Annotated in this window: 16 protein-coding genes, 1 tRNA gene and 2 pseudogenes; 12 read left to right on the top strand and 7 right to left on the bottom strand. The window is 60.0% G+C overall.

Going from position 1 to position 23,579, the window contains the following annotated elements; all coding sequences use genetic code 11:
- From ACTQ40_RS07490 to ACTQ40_RS07520, 7 genes and pseudogenes are all read left to right on the top strand, one after another.
- A pseudogene (locus tag ACTQ40_RS07490) lies at window positions 1–182 on the top strand (IS30 family transposase); the annotation flags it as partial.
- 230 nt (window positions 183–412) lie between these two features.
- Window positions 413–757 (top strand): annotated as a pseudogene (tnpA, locus tag ACTQ40_RS07495) (IS200/IS605 family transposase); the annotation flags it as partial.
- 261 nt (window positions 758–1,018) lie between these two features.
- A complete protein-coding gene (locus ACTQ40_RS07500) occupies window positions 1,019–2,026 on the top strand; it encodes a YitT family protein (protein WP_441563702.1) in 1,008 nt (335 codons plus the stop codon).
- A gap of 142 nt (window positions 2,027–2,168) precedes the next feature.
- Complete coding sequence (locus tag ACTQ40_RS07505; protein ID WP_427719478.1) at window positions 2,169–2,888, top strand: GntR family transcriptional regulator; 720 nt, start codon at window positions 2,169–2,171, stop codon at window positions 2,886–2,888.
- Window positions 2,889–3,372: 484 nt separating this feature from the next.
- The gene (locus ACTQ40_RS07510; protein ID WP_441563704.1) at window positions 3,373–5,355 is read left to right on the top strand and encodes a RecQ family ATP-dependent DNA helicase; all 1,983 of its coding nucleotides are present in this window, start codon (window positions 3,373–3,375) and stop codon (window positions 5,353–5,355) included.
- Between the two features lie 2 nt (window positions 5,356–5,357).
- Window positions 5,358–6,113 carry a GntR family transcriptional regulator gene (locus ACTQ40_RS07515; RefSeq protein ID WP_152067317.1) on the top strand — a complete coding sequence of 252 codons (756 nt, stop codon included), beginning with the start codon at window positions 5,358–5,360 and terminating at the stop codon, window positions 6,111–6,113.
- A gap of 144 nt (window positions 6,114–6,257) precedes the next feature.
- Complete coding sequence (locus ACTQ40_RS07520; protein WP_152067318.1) at window positions 6,258–7,226, top strand: SIS domain-containing protein; 969 nt, start codon at window positions 6,258–6,260, stop codon at window positions 7,224–7,226.
- 382 nt (window positions 7,227–7,608) lie between these two features.
- Here the strand turns inward: ACTQ40_RS07520 and ACTQ40_RS07525 are convergent, their stop codons facing one another.
- Complete coding sequence (locus ACTQ40_RS07525; RefSeq protein ID WP_152067319.1) at window positions 7,609–8,586, bottom strand: L-lactate dehydrogenase; 978 nt, start codon at window positions 8,584–8,586, stop codon at window positions 7,609–7,611.
- A gap of 211 nt (window positions 8,587–8,797) precedes the next feature.
- On the opposite strand from ACTQ40_RS07525, the gene metA reads away from it, so the two are divergent.
- The gene (gene metA / locus ACTQ40_RS07530) at window positions 8,798–9,724 is read left to right on the top strand and encodes a homoserine O-acetyltransferase MetA (protein ID WP_427719472.1); all 927 of its coding nucleotides are present in this window, start codon (window positions 8,798–8,800) and stop codon (window positions 9,722–9,724) included.
- 97 nt (window positions 9,725–9,821) lie between these two features.
- Here the strand turns inward: metA and ACTQ40_RS07535 are convergent, their stop codons facing one another.
- Together ACTQ40_RS07535 and ACTQ40_RS07540 are read right to left on the bottom strand one after the other, a co-directional pair.
- Window positions 9,822–10,418: a 5-formyltetrahydrofolate cyclo-ligase gene (locus ACTQ40_RS07535; protein WP_441563705.1), complete on the bottom strand. Its 597-nt coding sequence runs from the start codon at window positions 10,416–10,418 to the stop codon at window positions 9,822–9,824.
- Window positions 10,419–10,807: 389 nt separating this feature from the next.
- Window positions 10,808–13,852: an insulinase family protein gene (locus tag ACTQ40_RS07540; protein WP_441563706.1), complete on the bottom strand. Its 3,045-nt coding sequence runs from the start codon at window positions 13,850–13,852 to the stop codon at window positions 10,808–10,810.
- A 489-nt stretch (window positions 13,853–14,341) separates the two neighbouring features.
- On the opposite strand from ACTQ40_RS07540, the gene ACTQ40_RS07545 reads away from it, so the two are divergent.
- The gene (locus ACTQ40_RS07545) at window positions 14,342–15,808 is read left to right on the top strand and encodes an ATP-binding protein (protein WP_441535747.1); all 1,467 of its coding nucleotides are present in this window, start codon (window positions 14,342–14,344) and stop codon (window positions 15,806–15,808) included.
- A gap of 100 nt (window positions 15,809–15,908) precedes the next feature.
- Here ACTQ40_RS07545 and ACTQ40_RS07550 read toward each other — a convergent pair whose 3' ends face one another.
- Window positions 15,909–16,400 (bottom strand): hypothetical protein, encoded by a 492-nt coding sequence (locus ACTQ40_RS07550; protein WP_441535746.1) that lies wholly within the window; start codon window positions 16,398–16,400, stop codon window positions 15,909–15,911.
- A gap of 126 nt (window positions 16,401–16,526) precedes the next feature.
- Window positions 16,527–17,789, bottom strand: coding sequence for a DNA (cytosine-5-)-methyltransferase (gene dcm, locus ACTQ40_RS07555; protein WP_441535745.1), 1,263 nt, complete (start codon window positions 17,787–17,789; stop codon window positions 16,527–16,529).
- A gap of 148 nt (window positions 17,790–17,937) precedes the next feature.
- On the opposite strand from dcm, the gene ACTQ40_RS07560 reads away from it, so the two are divergent.
- A complete protein-coding gene (locus ACTQ40_RS07560; protein ID WP_441563708.1) occupies window positions 17,938–19,443 on the top strand; it encodes a Sau3AI family type II restriction endonuclease in 1,506 nt (501 codons plus the stop codon).
- 55 nt (window positions 19,444–19,498) lie between these two features.
- On the opposite strand, the gene ACTQ40_RS07565 is transcribed toward ACTQ40_RS07560, so the two are convergent.
- Window positions 19,499–20,185 (bottom strand): DUF5710 domain-containing protein, encoded by a 687-nt coding sequence (locus ACTQ40_RS07565; protein ID WP_441563709.1) that lies wholly within the window; start codon window positions 20,183–20,185, stop codon window positions 19,499–19,501.
- A gap of 297 nt (window positions 20,186–20,482) precedes the next feature.
- Between ACTQ40_RS07565 and ACTQ40_RS07570 the strand changes: the two genes are divergently transcribed.
- On the top strand, window positions 20,483–21,586 hold the full coding sequence (locus ACTQ40_RS07570) for a hypothetical protein (protein ID WP_441563710.1): 1,104 nt from the start codon (window positions 20,483–20,485) through the stop codon (window positions 21,584–21,586).
- A gap of 545 nt (window positions 21,587–22,131) precedes the next feature.
- Here ACTQ40_RS07570 and ACTQ40_RS07575 read toward each other — a convergent pair.
- Window positions 22,132–22,206 (bottom strand) — tRNA-Val (locus ACTQ40_RS07575).
- Window positions 22,207–22,496: 290 nt separating this feature from the next.
- Here ACTQ40_RS07575 and ACTQ40_RS07580 point away from each other — a divergent pair.
- Window positions 22,497–23,519: a DMT family transporter gene (locus ACTQ40_RS07580; protein WP_441563712.1), complete on the top strand. Its 1,023-nt coding sequence runs from the start codon at window positions 22,497–22,499 to the stop codon at window positions 23,517–23,519.
- Window positions 23,520–23,579 lie beyond the last annotated feature (60 nt).

Raw genomic sequence — 23,579 nt, forward strand, 5'->3', positions numbered from 1 at the left:
AGCCCCGCGGCGCGCTCGGCTTCGCGACGCCCGCGCGCGCCTTCAGGGCGATGCTCGGGGAGGACGCGGCGGCGCTGCTGGACGCCTACGGCGTGGGGGACGTGCCGCTCGTCGACCTCGACCTGACGCCGGGGCTCATCGAGAGGGCGCGCGCAGAGAGGGGCGATGCCCCGCTGGCCTAGCCTAGGAGAAAAACGGAATAGACGGACCGACCGTCCGGCTGAGTCTGGGAAGAGGTGCCGGGCGGCGGGCGGAGCATGGCCACCGGACCCATCGAAACACATCTCCACCATTCCTTCAACTGGGAAAATGGCGCCCCCGGGGCCCGAGAGGGGCCGCGGGGGCGTTCGGTTGACTGCGGGAGCGAGCCATCAGCTCAATGTGTTCGGCTGAGATCGGAAATCAACCCTTCAGGAAGCTCTGCCAGTACAAGGGGATAGAGATCATCGAGGGGCACCTGATGCCCGACCACGTCCACATGCTGCTGGCGATACCGCCGAAGTACAGCGTGTCGAGCGTGATGGGCTACCTGAAGGGGAAGAGCTCGCTGATGATATTCGACAGGCACGCGAACATGAAGTACAAGTTCGGCAACAGGAGGTTCTGGGCCGAGGGCTACTACGTGTCCACCGTCGGCCTGAACGAGGCCACGATCGCGAAGTACATCCGGGAGCAGGAGAAGGCCGACATCGCGCTCGACCGGCTGAGCGTCAAGGAGTACGAGGACCCCTTCGGCAGGGGGCCGGGGCGTAAATAGCGCCGGTTTGACCGGCCCGCCACGGGTCAATCTGCAGTGCGGCCCGAACCCCGTGAGGGCCGGCGCCTTTAGACGCGTGCCGGAAATCCAAGGGTTATACCCTAAGAGCAAACCACCCCTTTTAGGGGTGGTTTTGATTTGAGCGGCCTCACGGTCCTTCTGATGGTTGTCGAGAGAGGGTGAATTGAGGCGCCCCCGCACGCTCCATGCTACAATCGCGGGCATGCCCCACAACTATATCTGCCTTCGAAAGGAGCCTGCGTGGCGGATGCCATCGATCAGCTCACGGACCGAGTGCTCGTACTCGGCCGCCTCACCATCGTCCGCCGTGCCATTACTGCCGTGGCAGTCACGGTCTCTGCCGTTCTCCAGACATTCCTGATCCAGGCGTTCATTTGGCCCGCTGACCTGCTTCCGAGTGGTCTTACCGGCGTCGCGGTCCTTCTCGATCGCGTTACCTCGCTAGGCGGCGTTCACATCGACATTTCGCTCGGTATGCTCGCACTCAACATCCCCGTGGCGCTCCTATGCTGGAGCGGCATTAGCAAGCGCTTCGTCATCTTCTCGATGATGCAGGTCGTGCTCTCGTCGCTGTTCCTCAACGTTTTTCACTTCGCTCCATTTTTGGGCGACAAGATCATGCTCATCATTTTTGGCGGCGTGGTCTCGGGCCTGGGTGCTGCCATCGCGCTTAAGTCCGGCGCATCCACCGGCGGCACCGACTTTATCGCGCTGTGGGTTTCCAACCACACGGGCAAGACCATCTGGGGCGTCATCTTTGGCTTTAACTGCTTTATCCTGGCAATCTTTGGTTTTATGTTTGGCTGGGACAAGGCGGCGTATTCCATTGTGTTTCAGTTTATTTCGACCAAGACCATCGACAGTTTCTATCATCGCTACGATCGTGTGACGCTGCAGATCACGACGCGCAAGGCAGACGAGGTCATGACTGCCTACGTAAACCATTTTCAGCACGGCATTAGCTGCGCCGAGGTCGTCGGCGGATACAGCCGCGAGAAGATGTACCTGCTGCACACCGTTGTCTCGACCTACGAGAGCCAGGACATTATCAGGCTGGTATGCGAGGTTGATCCCGGCGCCGTGATCAACGTGTTCCACACGCTCAACTTTGTGGGCGGTTGGTGGGGCGGTCATGTCGACGAACCCATGCCCACGGCCGTTCCCGATCCCGACAAGCCCGCACGCATGGCCAGCAGGCAGGTGCGCATCAGCGAACAGGACAGCCTGCAGCAGGACGACGGCAAGTAAGGTATTTGGTATTTTGCCGGCTCTGCTCAATCCTGTCCCTTTTTGGTAGGGAGGGTGTATCGTTTTATCGTTATGAGGTAACATAAAACTAGACGTTATATACGTATTTGTTATTCCGATATTTCGATAAGAGTGATTAGATATGCCTGCACCCAAAAATGCGCCGCTGTACCAGCAGATTTACGACGAAATCAAGGATTCGATCGAGAAGGGTGTTTATGCACCCAAGGAGCGTATCCCGTCCGAGCTTGAGCTTGCCGAGCAGTACGAGGTGAGCCGTATTACGGTGCGCCGCGCCGTAGAGGAGCTGTGTTCCGATGGCTATCTGGTTAAACAGCAAGGCCGTGGCACGTTTGTCTCCACGCCGCACATCAACCGCCAGTTTCATGCCTCGATGCTGCAGACGTTTACCGCGCTGTGTGCCGACAATGGCATGAAGGCCGGCGCGCATGTAATCGATCGCCAGATCGTTCCGGCGCGCCAAAACGAGATGGAGTTCTTTGGCCTGCAGAAGGATGCGCTGCTGCTGCATATCAAGCGCGTGCGTACGGCCGACGGCGAGCCCATCTTTGAGGAGAACATCTTTGTGCCCTTTGACGCCTACCGTGAGCTGTTGACGGCCGATCTTGAGGACAAGTCGATTTTTGCCGAGGTCGAGCGTGTTGGTGGAACGCCGATTGCCTCGGTTGGCTACCGCACGGTCGAGGCCGTTCGCGCCAATGCCGAGCAGGCGGCCGAGCTGGGCATCGCTCCGCACGATCCGCTGCTCAACCTGCGTGCCGGCTTTACCGGTCCCAATGGCGAGCCGGTTTTGCTCGGCAAGCAGTACTACGTGGGCAGCCGCTACGTCATGGTCATATAAGTTACGCGGTTTTACCAAACCGTGTAACGGCTTGACGCTACGCCTTTGGTTCCGCCGTTCTAGCGAACGGCGGACCGGTCGACGCTGCAAACGCCCCTAAGCGGCAATCTGACGTTCAATTTCAAAGGCGCGACCAGAAGGTCAGCGCCTTTTCATTTCACGGCACCTTGGCTCAAATGACGGGCGTTCGCTGGCGTTGCCAAAACATCGGCGTTGCCTTGATTCGGGCAGCTAATTTGGGACGGGGCTATTTTGACTACTTTGCATGTAAAAGTAGTCAAAATAGCCCCGTCCCAAATTAGCTGTCCTTCACCAAAAAATGAGAGTGGATAATCTCCCGTTATTTGCTTGGTGACGGGCTCAAAGTGGGAGATTATCCACGCTCGTTCCCATCGGATTACATTGCCCGTGGCCGGCAGCCGTGCGGCATCGGTCCGCGTGGCGGCGTATAATCGGCGGCAGATGACTTGGACGTTAGGAAACCATGACCGATAGCATGCAGCAGATGGCGCTCGATACGCTCGGCGCCTATTTTGGCTACACCTCGTTTCGCCCGGGGCAGGACCGCATGGTCGATGCGATCCTTGCCGGCCGCGATGCGCTGGGCGTTATGCCCACGGGCGCCGGCAAGTCCATTTGCTACCAGGTGCCCGCGCTCATGCTGCCCGGTATCACCTTTGTGGTGAGTCCGCTGCTGTCGCTTATGGAGGATCAGACTCGCGCATTGCTCGCGGCGGGTGCGCGACCCAGCTATCTCAACTCCAGTCTTACTCCGGCCCAGCAAAACACCGTGCTCAAGCGGGCGCGCGAGGGCCGCTACCAGCTTATGTACGTGGCGCCCGAGCGTCTGCTCGAGCCGCGCTTTTTAGCTTTTGCGCGGGAGGTCGCGGCCGCCGCCGGCATTGGCGTGCCGCTCGTGGCCATTGACGAGGCCCACTGCGTAAGCCAGTGGGGCCAGGATTTCCGTCCCGCCTACCTGCAGATTCGCGAGTTCATCGATTCCCTGCCGCAGCGCCCCATCGTGGCGGCCTTTACCGCTACGGCGACCGAGCGCGTGCGCGCGGACATTCAGCAGATGCTCGGCCTGCAAAACCCCGCGACGGTGGTGACGGGCTTCGATCGCAGGAACCTCTACTTTGGCTGCGAGGAGATGGGCGACAAGGCCAAGGCCGCGTGGGTGCGCGACTATGTGATCGCACATTCGAGCGAAAGCGGCATCGTGTATTGCTCGACTCGCAAGACCGTCGATGCGCTGGCAAGCGAGCTTGCCGAGGCGCTGGGCTCCAGCGGCATTCGCGTTGGCCGCTACCATGCCGGCATGGGCAACGACGCCCGCCGGCAAAGCCAGCGCGCCTTTATCGACGACGATATCCAGGTAATGGTTGCCACCAACGCCTTTGGCATGGGTATTGACAAGCCCAACGTGCGCTACGTGATTCACAACAACGTGCCCGAGAGCATCGAGGCGTACTACCAGGAGGCGGGCCGCGCCGGCCGCGATGGCGACCCAGCCAGCTGCCATTTGCTGTGGAACGGCAATGATTTTCGCATGCGTCGCTTTTTGATCGACCGCGGCGATGCTGCCGACGAGGCGCTCGATGACGAGCAACGCGCGTGGGCGCTCCAGAATCGATACCGCCTGCTCAGCCAGATGGAGGGCTACTGCAATACCACCGGCTGCCTGCGCGAATACATGCTGCGCTACTTTGGCGACGAGGCTGCGGCCGAGCATGCCGCCGCGGCCGGTGCTAGCGGTGCCGCCACGGACGACGCCGAGGGCTGCGGCAACTGCAGCAACTGCCTCACGCAGTTCGAGGTCGAGGACGTCACCGATATGGCCCGCGCCGCCGTGCGCTATGTGGCTACGCGTCCCATGCGTTTTGGCAAGTCGCTGATCGCCGACGTGCTCCACGGCGGCAACACCGAGCGCATTCGCCAGATGCATCTGGACGAGGACCGCGGCTACGGTGAGCTGTCGAGCGAGTCGGTCGGGCGCATCAAGGACATCATCGGGCAGCTGTGCGGCCGCGGTTATTTGGCAACCTCACAGGGACAGTACCCGGTCGTTGGGCTGGGCCCGCGTGCCGGCGAGGTCGAGGACGAGGCGTTTGCCTTTACCGTTAAGCGTCGTGCATCCAAGCGCAAGGTCTCGGCCCGCGCCCGCCGTGCGGTGGATCTGCTGCGCGAGGAGGCCGAGCTGGATCAGCGCCCGCGCGTGGGCGACGATGCCGAGCTGTTCGAGCGCTTGCGGGCACTCCGCAAGGAGATTTCGACCGAGCTGGAGATGGCGCCGTACATGGTCTTCTCCGATAAGGCCCTGCGCGGTCTGTGCCGCCTGCGCCCTCAGACGCGCGACGAGCTTATCCGGGTCAATGGCATTGGCGAGAAAAAAGCCGATGCCTTTGGCGAGCAGTTTATGGCGGCGATTGAAGAGTTTGAATCCGAGCATGCACGGGATGGAGCGTAACGATGGTAGCCGATAGCAAGACCGACCGTACTGACGTGTCCGCCGTGCCGCTGTACCAGCAGGTTATGGACGACCTAAAGGGCGAGATCGCGCGCGGCGTGTACGCTGCCGGCTCGCGCATTCCTTCCGAGATGGAGCTCGCGAAGTCCTACGGCGTGGGGCGCATTACCGTGCGTCGCGCCATTGAGGAGTTGTCGCGCGCGGGATATCTCAACCGTCAGCAGGGGAGGGGCACGTTTGTGTGTGCGCCCAAGCTCAAGCGCAAGATTGTCCAGAAAGGCGACGTCCAGAGTTTTACCGAGGCCTGCGCTGCCAACGACATGGCGGCCGGAGCGCGCCTGGTGTCGCGCACGGTGGTTGCGGCGACGCGCGAGGACGCGGCGTTTTTTGGCGTGGAACCCGGCTGCGAGCTCATCGTGGTCGAGCGCGTGCGCACGGCCGATGGCGTGCCCGTCATGCTCGAGAACAACGCCTTTGTGCTGGCCGACCATCCCTATCTGCAGCAGCTTGCCGACGAGGACCTCGCCGACAATTCGATTTTTGCGCTCGTTGCCGTGCATTCGGGCCGCGCACCGCTCAAGTCCGATCCCTGTACCGTGGAGATCGCGCTCGCCGATGCTCAGACGGCCCCGCTGTTGGAGGTGCCGGTCGGCGAGCCGCTCTTTTATATGGAGGCGTACTTTACCGATGCGGACGAGCGGCCCTTGCTGCTCGGGCGCCAAAAGATCGTGGGTTCGCGCTACGTGTTCGACATCTAACGTCCATAGATAGAACAATACAGAACAAGTTTGGTGAAATGAATTCACCTGCGACAGCTTGCGTGCTATAAATAGGACAACATAGAACGACCGCAGGTACGAGCTGTCGTCGCTCAAAGCCGCCACACAGGGAGGAATGTCACCGTGAACGCACACGATCTGGTTCAGGAAATTATCGAGCGCAAGGGTAAGATCGAGAATGTCTTTTGGATCGCCTGCGGCGGTTCGATGATTGACCTTATGCCGGCCAATGAGCTGCTCAAGCGCGAGGCAACCACGTTTACCTCGACGGTCTACACGGCGCGCGAGTTTTGCCTTATGGCCCCCAAGAGCCTAGGGCCGAAGTCACTCGTCATCGCCTGTAGCCACAGCGGTAACACGCAAGAGGTCGTCGACGGCTGCGAGATGGCGCTGGCCGCCGGTGCCGAGGTCGTGACTATGACTGACTACGCGGGCTCCAAGATCGATAACGGCAAGTGGACCACCTGGGTTTACCCGTGGGGCAAGGGCGAGTCGCAGGCCGAAGTTCCGCAGGGCATCGGCGCTCTGATCGCCGCCGAGCTGCTCGACCAGCAGGAGGGCTACGAGGCGCTCGCCGACATGTACGCCGGCCTTAAGCAGATGGACGCACTGCTGCCCGCTGCCCGCGAGAAGGTCAACGCCGAGTTGGGCGATCGCTTTGCCGAGCTCTGCCAGCAGCACAAGTTCTTCTATATCCTGGGCTCCGGCCCCAACTTTAGCCAGACCTACGCCATGGCCATCTGCTCGCTCATGGAGATGCAGTGGCAGCACTGCTGCTACATCCACTCCGGCGAGTATTTCCACGGTCCCTTCGAGGCTACCGAGCCCGGCGTGTTCTACTTTGTGCAGCTTGGCGCTGGCGAGTGCCGCCCCATGGAGGAGCGCGCACTGGCATTTCTCAACACGCACACCGATACGGTCATGGTGCTCGATGCGCTTGAGTACGGCGTGGGCGAGGTGCCTGCCAGCGTGCGTTCGTACCTGGAGCCGATCTTCTTCTATGCGATGAGCTGTGAGCTGCGCGCCGCCCGCGGCAAGGTATTTGACCACAGCCCCGAGGTTCGCCGCTACATGGGCGTCGAGCAGTACTAGGTAACGGGGAACGCGATTTTTCATGACGGGGCCTTCGCCAAGCGCGGGCCCCGTTTGCGTCACGGCGCCCCTTTCTATTTGTCGAAAAACGAAGTCAAATACTTTTCCCGAGAAGTGAACGACCTATTTTGGACCCCCGAAGCATCGACATTTTTTGACGCCAAAACAGCAGGAAAATCTTAATGAAACTGCAGGAAATGGTCTCCACAAAGTGCCGATGCTTCGGGGGCTCGTTTTTGCTCGTTCACTTCTCGGGAAAAGTATTAGACCTAAATCTGCAAGCGTGTCGCGTGAGTCAAAAAGCGGGCCACGCCGGTGGGTTTCCGGCGCGGCCCGCTTTACATTGTGTCCGTATGAGTGAGTTGTCGCATCAACCGGCGGACTACTTGGCGTCGTAGGCCTCGGCGTCCCACCAGTCGAGCTGGGCGATGTTGTCGCGGATGTGCTGACAGCTCTTGTGGAAGCCCTCGAGCTCGTGCTCGGAAAGGTCGAGCGTGTAGACCTCCTCGACGCCCTCGGCGCCGATCACGCACGGCAGGGAGGTAAAGATGCCCTCCTCGCCATATTGGCCGGTCATAAGCGTAGAGGCCGAAAGCACGGCGTGCTCGTTGTGCAGCACGGCGGCGCAGACGCGCGCTGCGGAGTTGGCAACGGCGTACTCGGTGCACTGCTTGCCGGCGTAGGTCACATAGCCGCCCTTGCGTGCGAGCTCCTCGACCTCCATGTGGTCGAAGGCGTACTTGTCGGGGTTCTCGGCCTGAAGCTCGTTGAGGCTCTTGCCGGCGATGGTTGCGGCCTTAAAGGCGGCCAGCTGGCTAAAGCCATGCTCGCCGATCATGTAGGCGTCGATGGACTTGGGGCTCACCCCGACCTTCTTGGAGATCTCGGTGCGCAGGCGGGCAGAGTCCAGGCCACAGCCCGAGCCGATGATCTTCTTGGGATCGTAGCCGGTCAGGTGCCACAGCTCGGTGCACACGACGTCGCAGGGGTTGGAGATGCTCACGAAGATGCCGTCGAAGCCGGCATCGACGATGCGCTTGGCAAAGGTGCGGGCGGCGTCGGTGGTAAAGAACAGCTCGCCGTCGCGGTTGCCAGCGGCCAGTGCGACCTTGCCGGCGGCGTTGACGATGACGTCGCAGCAGGCCAGCTCCTCGTAGTGGTCGTAGCAGTTGACGATCTTGGTGTTGTACGGAACAAACGAAAGGGAGTCGCGCAGGTCCTGGACCTCGGACGTCACCTTTGCCTCGTTGATATCGCAGAGGTACAGCTCATCGGCAATGCCCTGCATGAGCAGGCTGTTGGCGACATGTGCTCCTACGTGGCCCTGGCCGACCACACCGATCTTACGCGTCTGGTACATATTCATATCCTTTCGGCCGAGTTTTTCGCATCGAACCATTGTAGCGTCCTGCTGCCACTTTGCTAGGCTAAAGCGCCGTAGATTTTTGGGACATGCCTTAATCTCTACTTTTGGAGTGATTTGGGCCGCTGACGGTGTCTCGGGGCGATGCACTCGCGCGGATGGGGCCGCTCGTTGTACCATAGCTGCAACTGACTCGTAAGGAGCATCCATGCCCATTCGCATCCCCGACGCCCTCCCTGCCGCCGCGCAGCTCGAGAGCGAAAACATCTTTGTCATGACCGAGTACCGCGCGCTGCACCAGGACATCCGTCCGCTGCGCGTGCTCATCCTCAACCTCATGCCAACCAAGATCGCCACCGAGACGCAGATCATGCGCAAGCTCTCCAACACGCCGCTGCAGGTAGAGGTGGACCTGCTACGCACCAAGACGCACGAGGCCACGCACGTGAGTGCCGGCCACCTGGAGACGTTCTACCGTACGTTCGACGACATCCGCGATATCCACTACGACGGCCTGATCATCACGGGCGCGCCGGTGGAGCAGATGCCGTTCGAGGAGGTCGACTACTGGCCCGAGCTCTGCCAGATCATGGATTGGTCCACCACGCACGTGCACTCTACGCTGCATATTTGCTGGGGCGCACAGGCAGGGCTCTACCATCATTACGGTATCCAGAAGTGCGACCTGCCGGCCAAGGCGAGCGGCGTGTTTGAGCATTATCTGGTGAAGCCGCAAAGCCCGCTGGTCCGCGGCTTTGACGACCGCTTCTATGCCGTGCATTCACGCAATACCGATGTGCGCCGCGAGGACGTGGAGGCCGAGCCGCAGCTTGAGGTCGTGGCCGTATCAGACGAGGTGGGCCTGTACATCGTCAAGTCGACCGACAGTCGCCGCTTCTTTGTCTTTGGCCATCCCGAGTACGATACCGACACGCTGCGCCTGGAGTACGAGCGCGACGTGAAGCGCGGGCTCAACCCCCAGGTGCCGGCGCATTACTTCCCAGGTGACGACCCCACCGCCGAGCCGCGCAACGTCTGGCGCAGCCAGGCCCAGCTGCTCTACACCAACTGGCTCAACTACTACGTCTACCAGACCACGCCCTACGACCTGGCCCGCGCCGGCGAGGAGCACTAGGCTACGGCCGCGGTTGCGGTTGCGGTTGTGGCTGCGGCTGCGGCGTGACGAGCGTGGATTTTCGGATGCCCATCTTGCGGGTGCGATACAACGGCGGTTAGGCGCTGATGATGTGGGGTAGCGGCAGGTCGTGGGTGTCGGTGGGAACGTGGTCGACACGCTGCTCGTCAAAGGCGATGCCGATGATTTGGCATGCGGGCGAGATCGTGGGCAGGTAGCGGTCGTAGCAGCCGCCGCCGTAGCCCAGGCGCGCGCCGGTGTGGTCGAAGGCTACGAGCGGCACGACGATCATATCGAGCGCCTCGGCAGGCACGATAGGAAAACGGCTGCTGTCGACGTCCGTGGCTGCGAAGGCCCGCGTAGGGTGGGCGATAAACGGGGCCTCGGACGCATCGCCGGCAGCAACTGCCCGCATGCACATGCGCTGGCCACAAGCCACGGTGTCAGCTGCCGAGAACATGCACGGATAGGCCACGCGCCAGCCGTGTTTTGCGGCCGCTGCGGCAAACGCGGCAGGGTCGACTTCGGAGCCTATGGCGGCATAGGCGGCAACGGTGCGCGGGGCCACGGGACCCGAGACGCCCAGCAACTCAACGAGCCGCGCGCATACAGCAGCAGACTTTGCCGTCCGCATATCCAAATCTAGAGCGTCGCGCCGGGCAATTACCGCCCGCCGCAACTCGGCCTTATCCATCCCGGCCCCTCTCTCAAACCTGCCAAAAAGGGACAGGTTTATTTTGGTAGGTTTTATCTGGTCAAATGACGAAACCACCACGCAAACCATCGCAAGGGGAGCAGTTCATGGACACCTTCGTGGGTTTTGACGAAGAGTGGGTGTTCGCGGCGGTGTGTCTCGATCTGTAACAGTAACTCGGCAAAATCGGGCCTAGATGTTACAGATTGAGACAAAGGGCCGGCGTCATCCGAAAACGTCTCGATTTGTAACATCTGGAGCCAATATTGCTGCCTAGATGTTACAGATTTAGACAAACTGGTGTGACGGGCTGAGCTGCCCCGCCCAAGCAGCGGCAAAAGAAAAGGTAGATTTTCAGGCATGTCCCAAAAAACTACCTTTGCTGTGCGTTAGCCCAGCAGGTCGATGACGTTGAAGCCGGCGTTGCTCTTGGCGATGACGTCTCGGCCGCCAAAGACGCAGGTGGGCGAGACGGCTGCGATGCGCGTCACGTCGGCGCCGAGCGAGCGCAGCTTACCGGGCGTGGCGGCGAGCATCTGGGCGCGGCGCTCCTCGCGTGCATGCGGATCGAGTCCGGCCAAGTAGGTCGTGTTGCGGCGTTTGGTGAGCGCGTACGGCTTCACCGGTGCGTCCATGCCGCTCACGCAGCTCACGATAAAGCCCTCAAAGGCGGCCACGTCGGGCTCAAAACTGCCGAGCCATTCGCCTGCGCGCGCCACGCGCTCAATCGAGGGGTCGATTGCCGGGTCGCGGTAGGTGTAGAACGCGGCCTGACGCTCGCCTGCCGCGCGGAATCCGCAGCCGTACGCCCCGCCCTTCACGCGGATCTCGTTCCACAGGTAGTCGTAGGAGAGCGCGTTGGCGGCAACCGCCCAGGCGCCCGTCACGTCAATGCCCAGGCGACGCGGGTCGCATGCGCTTGCCGCAAAGCAGATGTCGCTGGGGATGACAAAAGCCTCGTGGCGGTCGCACGGCGTCGGCACCACGAGCGTGTCGCGGCCGGCAACAGCACCGTCGCTCGCGCCCAACCCCAGGTCGCCCGCGGCGGCCCAGTACGTGTTAAAGTCCTCATCGCTGCCGGTAAAGCTCGCCAGACAGCCATCAGACACAAAGATGCGGCCTGCCAGCTCGGCAAGCTTGGCGCGCAGATCGTCCAGGCGCTCGTCAAAGTGGTCGAGCAGATCGCGCAGGAACAGGTAGAAGTCCACGCCCGAAAGCTGCTCGCGCACCACGGCCGAAGGCGAGCTGTAGCTCATCGCGCGACCGAGCGCCGCCGAGTGACCGTTGTTAATGAAGCCCTGCTCAAGCCCAATGCGAATCTGCGTGAGCACGTCGCGCACGCGGTCGGCGTCGGCATCGAACAACAGCGTGCTCGACCACACCTCGCGCGGCAGGCTTGCCAGCGCATCGATCTTTTCGGACAGGGCGCCGGCGCTCACCAGCAGGTAGGGGCGCACGCCGTCCACGTCGGGCTGGGTCATGACCTCGGTCGTAAAGCTCAAAAAGCCCAGCTTGCCGGCGATAAGGTTGTCGAGCTCCTCGGCCGAGTGCTCGCTCGTGGGCAACTGCTTGAACAGGCGGCAGAGCAGGGTCACATAGGGCAGGTCTTCAAACGCGACGCAGCTCAGGTCGAAATACTGCATGGCGTAGGCCAAGCGGTTGGTGGGGATGCCGTGGCGCAGGCAGGGGATGGGCGCGGTCGTGTCCACGACCAGCGGCGGCTCGGGGCGCGCCTCGCCAATGTCGGACACGCGCAGGCGTGGCAGCGTGGCCTTGGCCTCGGGCGTGTCATCCGCCTCCTGCGCGGCGCGCAGCGCAGCCGTGCGCTCGACCACATCGGCCAGCTCGGCATCGGTCATGGTATCGCGCTTGGCTGCCAGCTCGGCAGCCTCGGCACTCTCCGCACCCTCGGCGGCATCCACCGGCACCAGCTCGACCAGCGCCATGTGGTCGTTTTCCAGCACGAGCTCGCGCAGCAGGTCCTCAAAATAGCTGCCGTCCAGCTCGCCGCGCAGCTCCTCGTACACCGGGCCGTATTTGAGCGCCAGCGTCGCGGCGTCGTCATCGTAGAGCCAGGTGCTCAGCGCGTCGCACGCAATGGCCACGCCGTCGGCGATACCGTAGTCGCGCTGGCGCAGGTCGTATTCGTTGCTGCTGATGATGGCCTCCAGGCGCTCGCGCGGAACGCCGTGCTCGCACAGGTGGCGGCAGGCATCCTGGAACACGCGGCGCAGCTCGCGCGCCACGCCGGGCTGAGCGTTTTGCAGCATGATGAGCTCGTAGGGCTGCAGGCTCTCGGCCGCGGTGTAGCTCACCACGTTGCCGCCCAGGCCGGCGGCCAGAATGGCCTTCTTAACCGGCGCCTCGTTGGAACCCAGCAGTGCCTCGAACAGGATGTCCGCCGCGATCGTGCGCTTGCGGTCGAGCGCGCTGCCCAGCACAAGACCCAGGCCCACCAGGGCGTTCTCGGGTGTGGTTGCCATCTCGACACGCTTGTACTCGCAGGTCACGGGCGCCTGCACGACCAGCGGATTGGGCGCCAGCGTGGACGGGTCCTCGCCGGCGGCGACGGCTGCGTCCATGCGGCGGCTCGCGGCACTCGGCTGCGACAGATAGCGCTCGTCCAAAAAGGCCAGTGCACGGTCCAGGTTCAGGTCGCCGTAGAGCGTGATGTAGGAGTTGGAAGGATTGTAGTGGCGCGCGTGCGTGTCCAGGAACTGCTCGTAGGTGAGCGCAGGGATCGCGCGCGGGTCGCCGCCGCTCTCGTGCGCATAGGCGGTGTCGGGATAAAGCGCGGCGTTGACGGCATCGTCCAGCACGCTCATGGGGTCGGACAGCGCGCCCTTCATCTCATTGAAAACCACGCCGTTATAGCGTAGCGTTCCCTCGCGCAGGCTTGCGGAACTGCCGTTGCCCTCGCCCTCGGCGCCCTTCGGCAGGTCCAGCTCGTAGTGCCAGCCCTCCTGCTCAAAAATGGTGGGCTTGGTATAGATGGCCGGGTTGAACACCGCGTCCAGGTACACGTCCATCAGGTTGTACAGATCCTGCTCGTTGGTGGTGGCAACGGGGTAGATGGTTTTGTCGGGGTAGGTCATGGCGTTGAGGAACGTCTGCATGGAGCTCTTGATCAGGTCGACGAACGGCTCCTTGACGGGAAACTTGGCCGATCCGCACAGCACCGAGTGCTCGAGGATATGGAACACGCCGGTGGAATCGGCCGGCGGCGTCTTAAAGCCAATGGCAAAAGCCTTGTTTTCGTCGTCGCACGCCAGGTACAGCAGGCGAGCGCCCGAGGCGGTGTGGCGCAGCACGTAGGCGTCCGAGTCGAGCTCGGGCACGGTCTCGCAGCGCTCGACGGCAAAGCCGTGACAGGTGGTGCCGGGCACCAGCAGCGCGGCGGCAGCGGCGCGCGGGTCGGTTAAGGTGGTGGGCATATGCAGTCTCCTTTGACGCCCCAGCGGGGGCGAATCGAGTCGAATCCTCGTGAGTATACCCATATGGGGCCGCGGCTCTGCGGCGAACTGGAGACGATGCCGGCGGATTGGGCGAAGGCCCTGCGTGACCGCCGCGCGAGCGTGGATATTCGGACACACGAGCGCGGATTTTCGGACCGTCCATCACTCATGCATTTCTCATTTCTCACTCATCTCTAATACGAGAGATAACAGAAAGACGAGAGATGAATATGAGAGATAACTGAGCAGCAAAGAGACAAGAAATCACGGTATTGTCTCAATACTGATTGTTCTACCAGCAAAAACATGTTTAAATGAAACAGATGGTAGATATCTTATCTCTCATCTTTCACTCATCTCTAATACGAGAGATAACAGAGAGACAAGAGATAATTACGAGAGATAACTGAGAGACGAAGGAAATCTATTCGCGGCATTCTCCGCCGGACCGAGCGAAAGGACGTGCAGATGAACGAGAACGAACTGATCGGTCTGCTCGAGTCTTTAAGGCGCATGGGCTCGGACGATCTTAGCGTCGAGGTCAAGGAGAGCGCCACGACGCTTTCTCGCGACGTATGGGAAACGGTTAGCGCATTCGCGAATACCGCCGGCGGAATTATCGTGCTCGGCGTGAGCGAGCGCGCGGGCTTTGTCCCGGTTGAGGACTTTGAGACCGAGAAGGTGCTCAACCAATTTGTCGCAGGCATGGGTGATGCCGGCGGTCGCGGAAAACTGGCCAATCCGCCCAAATACACTATTGAGCGCGTGGAGCTTCGGGGCACCGTGGTTCTCGTTATCACGATTGAGGAGCTCGACCCGTCGAGCAAGCCCTGCTATGTAATAGAACGCGGCGCCCAGGGCGGCAGCTACAAGCGCATTGATGACAAAGACGTGCCACTTTCATCGACCGAGGTTTTGGCACTGTCGTCATACGAGCGGACGAGTCCTAGCGATCGCGATGCAGTGCCCGGCGCGGTTGCAGGCGATCTTGACGAGGCACTGGTCGATCGCACGATAGAGCGTGCTTTCTCGCTGACACCTCGGGCAATGCGCGGCGCGCCGGACAAGAAAACGAAGCTGGAGCGCCTGAATTTCCTCGACTCCCAGGGCAAAGTTACTAAGGCCGGGCTCCTGGCTGCGGGTGCCTATCCTCAGCAGTTCTATCCTAAGCTCTTTATCGATGTGGCGGTCTATGCCGGAACGCAGAAGGGCGCGGCGGGGTCGTTGAGGTTCATGGACCGTACGATCTGCGAGGGAACGTTGGGCGAAATGATCTCGGATGCCGTCGCGGCAGTCGCCAAGAATTTGCGGCGAACCTCGACGATCCAAGGCGTCTCGCGTGTCGACTCGCTGGAGATTCCCGAGGAGGTCCTGCGCGAGGCAATCGCCAACGCCGTAATCCACCGAGAATACGGGGATCGGTTCTGTGGACAATCGATTGCCGTCGACGTCTTTGACGATCGTGTCGAGGTGACGAATCCTGGCGGCCTATACGGAGGAAAGACTCGCGAGAACTTGTTTGACGGCAGCTCCCGGTGCCGCAACGCGACGCTCATGAAACTCATGTCGATTGTTCCGCTGCCGGATGGCGCAGGTTCGCCGGCTGAGGGCAATGGCTCGGGCATTCCGATGATGATCGACGCCATGTGTGCTCATGGTTTGGCCGAGCCCCTGTTCTGCCCGGGATTCGATCGGTTCAAAGTGGTTCTCTATCGCTCAAAGGTCGAGCCGGTCGACCACGGCGGTGACTTAATTGTGGCGGCACTTAAGCGTTGCGGTGAGCTGGGTACGCGCGAGTTGGCGGAGCACACAGGGCTCACAATTTCCCAGGTTAGGTCGCGCGTCAACACACTCATTGCTCAAGGCGAGCTTGAGCCCACAGCGCCGGCGACGAGTCGCAACCGCAAGTATCGACTGTCGGAGCGTGCGGAATAAATGCGCCAGCGGACGAGGTGACCCAATAATCGACTCTCGATTGGCGCCCGCTAAGGTAAGGCGGTTGTTGCCCAGTCGACGGCGAAGTTAAAAATCCGGCTTACGCTGGCATAGTCCCGAACCCATCCATCAAGAACAGCCTAAGAACCAGCTTGATGGCATATCCCGGTTTGACTTCTGCCGCGTCAAAGACGTGGCGCTCGGCGAGCTCGCTGCAGTATGCGTAGATATCGCGGATAAGGTCCGCGCCCGAAAGCGTAAACATGTAGCCCGCGTCCGAAAGCGCATTGGGCGCGGCGGGCAACTTGGCCATGTGGCAGAACGTCTGCAGGTCGGGCGCCATAACATTCTGGTAGTCGAGGTGGCCGCTGGCATCCTGTGCGGCAAGCTCCAATTGGCGCACAGAATCCAGCGCCGCCGCTAACACAAAGCTCGGCGTAGGCGCATTGACGTCCTGAGTGGTCGCCACAAGCCTGCCCGCCGCCTGCGTGACAAGCCAAGCGACCTCGCGCTGGCAGCGCACGGCCTTGCGCGTAACCGGCTTGATGGACGAAGAAGAAACGCTTCCCTTAGGCGGATTCGAAGCAGCCACAAAACCCTCCCATGAACAATCCGGCCCAATAAGCCCGGATGAAACACGTGCTACATCAGTATACAGGGGAGTGGGATGGAAAAAACGGAGTCGACAGCGTGAACTGCCGGCTCCGGATTGCTTGCCTTAGAGGCCATACACTTCGACCATAGCTTCACCAATACGGTGGGGCACGCCGGTGACGAGTGCGTTGCCCATGCAGAAGGCTCGATGGCCGTCAGTCATGCCCGTATCGGTCCAGCCTTTCGGGAATCCCTGAAGCTGATCGAGCTCGTCGGGAACAAGACGGCGGAAACGGCCATCGGGACATTCGATGACGTGCTTGAAGCGGCTCGCTCCCGTGCCGCCTTCTCCTGTGAGGATGGTGCGGCTCGGCTTGTCGGTGGCATCCGGGAAGCTCATGGCTCCCTCGGAATACGTGTACGTAAAGCCTGTCTTCTTGTTAGTGCGCTCTTCGCGCTTGCTGCCCTTAAGGTAGCGCCAGTCGGGAAGCTTTTCGTCGGAGATGTAGAACTGCTCCGGGACATCAGCCTCGTCGACAAGCACGTCGCCAAGCACGTGGCGCTCACCGTGATAGTCTTCGGCAAAGGCGCAGGTCAGAACATGACAGCCCTGCATGACGCCGGCATTCTTGAATTGAGAGGTCTTTTGGCCGACGCCAAAACGAGTTGAGTTCTCGTAGGGGTCGGGTAAAACGTCGAGCTCGGACATCTCGTCGGGATAGATGGCGGGGAAGGCTTTAGCCATGACGCCGTTGTGCATGCGATCAACGAGATCAACCCTGCCAGCGTCCTTTTCGCAGAAGATATAAACACGCTTGCGACGCTGGGGGAAACCGTATTCGGCAGAGTTGACCACGCGCCATTCGACCGTGTAGTCGAGGTCGGCAAGACAGCTTAGGATAATGGCGAAGTCGCGACCGCGTTGAGACGCGGGCGATTTGAGCAGGCGGTCGACGTTTTCGAAGAGGCCGAACTTGGGTTCCTTCATCTCGAGGAAGTGATAGATGTCCCACCAGAGGACACCCTTCTTGCCCTCGATGCCGTGCGCCTGATTGAGAGGACGCGCGACAGAGTAGTCTTGGCAGGGAAAGCCACCGACGACCATTTGCACATCGGGGATTTTAATTTCGCCGGCTTCAGCCTGCTCCAAGACCTTATTGATATCTTCGTTGACAACGGAATCTTCGCCAAAGCGGTCCATGTAACAACGTGCCGCAAACTGACGCGCCTTGGTTCCGGGCGGTTCCCACTGATTTGCCCAAATGGTGCGGAAGGGGCCGGCCGGTTTCATATAGAAATTGGGATAACGAGGGTCGGCATAGCCTTCGAGGCCCAGACGAAATCCGCCGACGCCAGCAAAAAGCTCGGCGATTTTGACCTCTGACATACTCACTCCCCCAAATCGCTGCAAATGCAAAGATCAAGGGTACAGAAATCGGGTTGCAAATGGACGATCCCCAGGGGATCTTCACGGTATAACCCGAATTTACAGTAGCATACATATTAGATCGTGTCTTATTTCGAGAGGATTTGCCATGTCCAAGAAGCACCTCGATTTCAAGCGCATGCTTGACGATACTGATTTTTCTGACCCCTCAAGCATCGAGCGCTATGCTGCCAATCTCGACGGGATGACGTTTCGCGATATTCTTGAGCTTGGCATTGCTCCGGAGGGGGAGAGCGCGCCCAAGGACTTTGGGTCTAAGAAGTACAAGGGCGGTATGGGAACCCTGATCGAGGAGCGTTACTTTGGCTACAAGGCCAACAGCGACGACCGGCCGGACTTTCCCGAGGCCGGTGTCGAGCTCAAGGCAACGTGTTTTGACGTACTTAAAGACGGTCGTAAATCTGCCGGTGAACGTCTTGTCTTGACGATGATTCCCTACGACCGTCCCGTTTCGCTCGACTACGACAGCTCGCATCTCAAGACCAAGCTCAGCAATATCCTGCTGATTTACTACGGCCGCGATCGCTCTATCGACAAATACGACCAGCGCATTGAGCGTGCGGTCATGGTTCGACTGCCCGAAGAGGATATGAAAATCATTCGCGCCGACTACGAGAAGATCATTTCTTATATTCAGGATGGCCGTGCGGACGAGCTTTCAGAAGGCATGACGACTTATCTGGGTGCTTGCACGAAGGGCGCAACTGAGGCCACGATGTGGGCGGACCAGTATTATGAGTACTTCAATACCGATACGGGTGAGATTGAGCACCATCGCGCAAAGCGTCGCGCCTTTTCCCTCAAGCGCTCGTATATGGACTATGTGCTCCACACTTATGTCCTCGGTGCTCCGCGAGTCGGGGAGAGCATTGTTCAGGACGATGGCAAGTCTATCGATTTCGAAAGTTACGTAACTGGACTTATCGAGCAACACTATGGCGAAACTGATCGCCAGATTGCGGAGCAATACGGGTTGGAGTACACGGGCAATAAGGCGCAGTGGACAACGCTCGTCTATCGTATGCTCGGAATCAAGAACAATGCTGCCGAGGAATTCGTCAAGGCAGGCATATCCGTCCGAACCGTTCGAGTTAACAACAGGGGGCACATCGAACAGGCTATGTCGTTCCCACCGTTTGAGTTCAAGCGTTTGATCGAGGAAGACTGGGAGACGTCGCCTTTTCATGCGTGCCTTGAGACCAATCGCTTCTTCTTCGTTGTGTTTCGCGAGGACCACGATGGCGTGCTGCGTCTCGACCGTTGTTTGTTCTGGGCGATGGGAGAAAACGAAATCGAAGGCCCTGCGAAAGCTTGTTGGGATGAGACGCGAAAGGTTATACGTGAGGGCATTGAGCTCAATCCGTATCGGGATGCGAGCGGAAAGCTCAAAGTGACTAACAATCTGCCCGGTATGGCGGACAATCCAGTTGTTCACGTTCGTCCGCATACGTCAAAAGCGGCTTACAAGTTTGCCGATGGAACAGAGGTCGGTGACATCGCAAGGAATGCTTACGAACTGCCCGACGGGCGTTGGATGACGAAGCAATCGTTCTGGTTCAACAAGGGCTACCTGGAGCATATTCTGGGGCTGTAGCGTTTCGAGATTATTTAACAATCAGCCCCTGCTCCTCGATACCTCGATGTCGTCTCTACAAATAAACCCCCTCACCGAGCTTCTTGTGGAACTTGGCGTGATGGTCGCGTGCCCAGGTAAAGAGTGCCTGGTCAAAATTGGTATGCGTGGCCGGAACGCCAAAGACGCCGGCAACTTCGACGCGCACAAACTCCAGTGCCGGCAGCTTGTTGATGGCAGTGAGGGCAAACGGGGACGTGGGTTCTTCGAACAGATAGCGGCTGCCTTGCAGCGCGTCGCAACTGGTGCACGTGTTGCCGAGCGATGGGGCTTTGGAGGCTCGCGCGCCTACGGGCTTGTAGCCGCAGCGCTTAGAAAGATAGTCGCGGATCTCGCCCGGCACGCAGCCAATAGCGGGAACAATGGCGAGCGCGTTGGCATTGGTCGTGTCGATGGCAATGTGCCCGGCCTTGTTGGGTGCGTGCGCGATGGCGATGCCCTCGCCGTCATCGGCTCGATAGGGAATGCCGAAGGCCGCGACCGAGGTCTCTTTGTGGCATTTCCAGCATTCGCGCTTGCCCAGTACTAGATATATATACGGCGCAGAGGGGTCGGATCGGTCAACACCGGGCAGCCACTCGGCAAAGGGTTCGGGGTTGACGCCGCTGGGTACATACCAGATCTTCTTGGTCCGGTCCCATTTGGCGCCCAGCGCCTTGGCTTCTTCTTTGCGCGAAAAGGGAACATCGAGCTCGGTGCGCATGGTGGCTCCTTGGTGCTACAGGTGTAAGTGGCTCAAGGATACCGCAGGGTGTGGACGTTGTGGCGTTTTGCCGAGAAGCCGCGGTGCGGACTGGTTGGTTACGCCTTGGATAAACTGGCAAGTAGATGGTCGGCTTTTGGCCAGTTGGGCGGCAACCTTGCCAAAAGCTTGACGGATTGCGGTTTGGGCATCGGCGAATGAACACTTTGGCGCACCTCGGCGAAAAAACCGCCGGTCGTTTGTCGGAAACTTAACAGAACCGCCAGCCGCCGCCGGCGTGCGTGCTATCTTCGCGCCATGAGGTACTTTATCGTTTCACATAACGCCGCATTGGCGCTGTTGGCGCACATGCCGAACCCCCGCTTTGGGGATTCGGAGCCAGAGGTCGTGTCGATTGCAGGTGCCTGTGCGCTCTTGGATCAAGAAGCGCAGGAGGTTATCGATCGCTATGACCTGGGGATCGAAACGCTGGATTTGCTGGTGCCGTCGCGCGCCGGCCGTCGGCAGAGCAAGCATGTTAAGACGCATCTGTGCACCAACGAGCTCCCGGCGGGTTCGTTTATCTCGCTGGGCCACTGGATGGGCGACCTTGATGCGTATGTGTGCTCTCCCGAGCTGGTGTTTTTGCAGGCTGTGCACGATGGCGATGTGGCAGCGGCCGTCTATGCCGGCTATGCGATGACATCGGATTACCGGCTGGATAACCTTGCTCCCGGTGGGGTAACAGGCAGGGATGCGGGCATGCGCGATAGCAGGCTCACGACTAAGGAGCTCATCGCGGCGTATATCGAGAAGTCACCCAAGGTGAGGGGTATCGCGAAGGCAAAAGCGCTGCTTGCATATGTGATCGAGGGGTCGCGCTCTCCGAGGGAGTCGGGGCTCTGCATGTTTATGTCGCTGCCTGCGCGCTACGGCGGGTATGCATTGGGCAAGGCCGAACTTAACAAGAAGGTCTTCATTCGCGATGGATACAATGACGGACGCGATCACAAGCTTCGCGTGTTGGAGCGCACACCCGACATAACGCTTACGGCTAAAGTCGAGGTGGGCATGGATAAAGTAAAGGCCGGGCTGCTGCCAGAGGTGCTGACCGCGATGGTCGATTACGACAGCGATGCCATTCATGACGGACGCGAGAAGATTTACAAGGATGCCGAGCGCCGCAACGAGTTGGAGCTGTTGAGCGGCGTGGCACACTTCACCGTGACGACTGAGCAGGCAAATGACTACGACAAGCTCATCCGGCTGTGCGAACGCATCCGACGGAAGCTGCACCGGAACAAGCGACCCATTTTTAACAAGCCCATGAGCGAGGAGCAGCGATACTTTGCCCTCAAGCGCGTCGAAGCGAAGCGGTTTAAGCTTTGGCAGGCCGTAATCGAGGCGCGTCAACATTGGTAGGGGCGGTTGCTGGGCATGGGACCAAGGGCCTCATTGTCAGGTCTAATACTTTTCCCGAGAAGTGAACGAGTCAAAACGGACCCCCGAAACATCGACACTTTTGGTGGCTTATTTCCTGCGGTTTTATCATTGGAATCCTGCGGTTTTGGCTGTAAAAAGTGTGGATGCTTCGGGGGTCCAAATAAGGTCGTTCACTTCTCGGGAAAAGTATTAGACCTGGTTATGGGAAGGCTGTCCGGATGTGGCCGCGAGGCTTGCGAAGGCCAGATCGGGGCGGTCGCCAAGGCTGTTTGGGTGATTTTGGGGCTGGTTGGGGCGGTCGCCGGGGTTGTCTGGGCGACTTTGGGTGTGGCAGGGGTAATTGCCGGCGATACCGAAGCAACTTGGGGTCTGCCGGGATGATTGCCGGTTATGTAGAGGCGGTATCAGCCTCGATTGGGATGGTTATTGGGGCTGCCGAAGCGGTTTTGGGTGCCACGGCGCCCTTTTGGCTTAGCATATAAAACAAAACAGCCCAGAGGCATAGCCTCTGGGCTGCGAACATTTGGTGGGCGTTAGAAGATTTGAACTTCTGACCTCTTCCGTGTCAGGGAAGCGCTCTCCCCCTGAGCTAAACGCCCGATCAAGGGTGCGCAAGTGCGCAAGGGATAATATAACGGAGCTTGAACTCGGTGGCAAGAATATTTTTTAAAATCGCTAACGTTGTGGAATCAAAGGGCTTTGTCGCGCCCATTTTAAAAGAGCTCGCTGCCGCGATTTGGCTATCGCATAATGCAAAGCCGTTGCGATGCCGAACCATGGAAGAGACGTCTGCGGAATTGTCCTACCGATAAGCGGACAAGCCCCCAGCTGGCGCCTTCGCCGTGGTAAGGTAAGCCGAATTGTTTCCAGACTGTTTCGGGGGAGCGGGATGAGCAAAGAGCGTGTCGAGCAGGTCGAAGGCGCAGGGGCTTCGGTGCCGATGACCGATATATCGAACATTGATGTGCCCGAGGGCACCGATGAGCTCAGCCGCAGCACCCGCCGTGCATGGCGCGACCGCCTGAACAGTGCCTCGACGCGCAAGATGATTACGGGCGTTCTGGCCACGCTGGTGGGCGGTTCGTTTTGGGGTTTTTCGGGCACCAGCGCGAGCTTTCTGTTCGACACTTATCACGTTGATACCCTGTGGCTTATGAGTGTGCGCCAGATTCTCGCCGGCCTGCTCTTTATGGTCGTGGTGGTCACGCGCGATCGCGAGCGTCTGGTCAAGCTCTGGACCACGCCTGCCGACCGTAAGCAACTGCTGCTTTTTACCGCTTTTGGCCTGCTGTTCAACCAGTTCTGCTATCTTTCGGCCGTGCGTCTGACCAATGCCGGAACTGCGACGGTGCTTCAGTGCCTGCAGCTGGTCATCATCATGGGCTACACCTGCGTGGTCGATCGCCGCATGCCGCGCGCTCGCGAGGCGATCGGCATTGGTCTGGCCCTGGGCGGCACCTTTTTAATCGCTACCGGCGGTGATCCCACCAGCCTGAGCATCTCGCCGCTTGGCCTGGTTGCGGGTCTTATGTGCGCGGTGAGCGCCGCCTGCATGGCGGTGATTCCCGCCAAGATTCTGCCCGAATACGGCAGCCCCATCGTTACGGGCTCAGCCATGCTCACGGCTGGTATCGTCACCTGCACTATCGTGCAGCCTTGGGCCCATATGCCGGCGCTCGATGCCGCCGGCGTCGAGGCGCTCGCGGTGTTTGTGGTCGTGGGCTCGTTTTTGGCGTACATGCTCTATATGCAGGGCGTCAAGGACATCGGCTCGGTGCGTGCGAGCTTGATCGGAACCGTGGAGCCGGTTTCGGCGACCATCACGAGTGCCGTTATGCTGGGCACGGTGTTTTTGCCGACCGATCTTATCGGCTTTGCCATGATCATCGTGATGATGTTCCTCACGGTGTAGCCTCTGCGGTTGCTATAAAGGATAATAGGCTGGCGGCGCGTTGCTTTGGCGGCGCGCCTT

Source organism: Collinsella sp. Sow4_D11 (assembly GCF_052116465.1).
In the GTDB taxonomy this organism is placed as follows: domain Bacteria; phylum Actinomycetota; class Coriobacteriia; order Coriobacteriales; family Coriobacteriaceae; genus Collinsella.

What these genes read in the sequence shown, in the direction of transcription:
- ACTQ40_RS07570 (WP_441563710.1), top strand. Translation starts at nt 20,483, where the DNA reads ATGAGGTACTTTATCGTTTCACATAACGCCGCATTGGCGCTGTTGGCG.
- metA (WP_427719472.1), top strand. Translation starts at nt 8,798, where the DNA reads ATGCCCATTCGCATCCCCGACGCCCTCCCTGCCGCCGCGCAGCTCGAG.
- ACTQ40_RS07545 (WP_441535747.1), top strand. Translation starts at nt 14,342, where the DNA reads ATGAACGAGAACGAACTGATCGGTCTGCTCGAGTCTTTAAGGCGCATG.
- ACTQ40_RS07540 (WP_441563706.1), bottom strand. Translation starts at nt 13,852, where the DNA reads ATGCCCACCACCTTAACCGACCCGCGCGCCGCTGCCGCCGCGCTGCTG.
- ACTQ40_RS07580 (WP_441563712.1), top strand. Translation starts at nt 22,497, where the DNA reads ATGAGCAAAGAGCGTGTCGAGCAGGTCGAAGGCGCAGGGGCTTCGGTG.
- dcm (WP_441535745.1), bottom strand. Translation starts at nt 17,789, where the DNA reads ATGTCAGAGGTCAAAATCGCCGAGCTTTTTGCTGGCGTCGGCGGATTT.
- ACTQ40_RS07505 (WP_427719478.1), top strand. Translation starts at nt 2,169, where the DNA reads ATGCCTGCACCCAAAAATGCGCCGCTGTACCAGCAGATTTACGACGAA.
- ACTQ40_RS07565 (WP_441563709.1), bottom strand. Translation starts at nt 20,185, where the DNA reads ATGCGCACCGAGCTCGATGTTCCCTTTTCGCGCAAAGAAGAAGCCAAG.
- ACTQ40_RS07525 (WP_152067319.1), bottom strand. Translation starts at nt 8,586, where the DNA reads ATGTACCAGACGCGTAAGATCGGTGTGGTCGGCCAGGGCCACGTAGGA.
- ACTQ40_RS07515 (WP_152067317.1), top strand. Translation starts at nt 5,358, where the DNA reads ATGGTAGCCGATAGCAAGACCGACCGTACTGACGTGTCCGCCGTGCCG.
- ACTQ40_RS07535 (WP_441563705.1), bottom strand. Translation starts at nt 10,418, where the DNA reads ATGGATAAGGCCGAGTTGCGGCGGGCGGTAATTGCCCGGCGCGACGCT.
- ACTQ40_RS07560 (WP_441563708.1), top strand. Translation starts at nt 17,938, where the DNA reads ATGTCCAAGAAGCACCTCGATTTCAAGCGCATGCTTGACGATACTGAT.
- ACTQ40_RS07510 (WP_441563704.1), top strand. Translation starts at nt 3,373, where the DNA reads ATGACCGATAGCATGCAGCAGATGGCGCTCGATACGCTCGGCGCCTAT.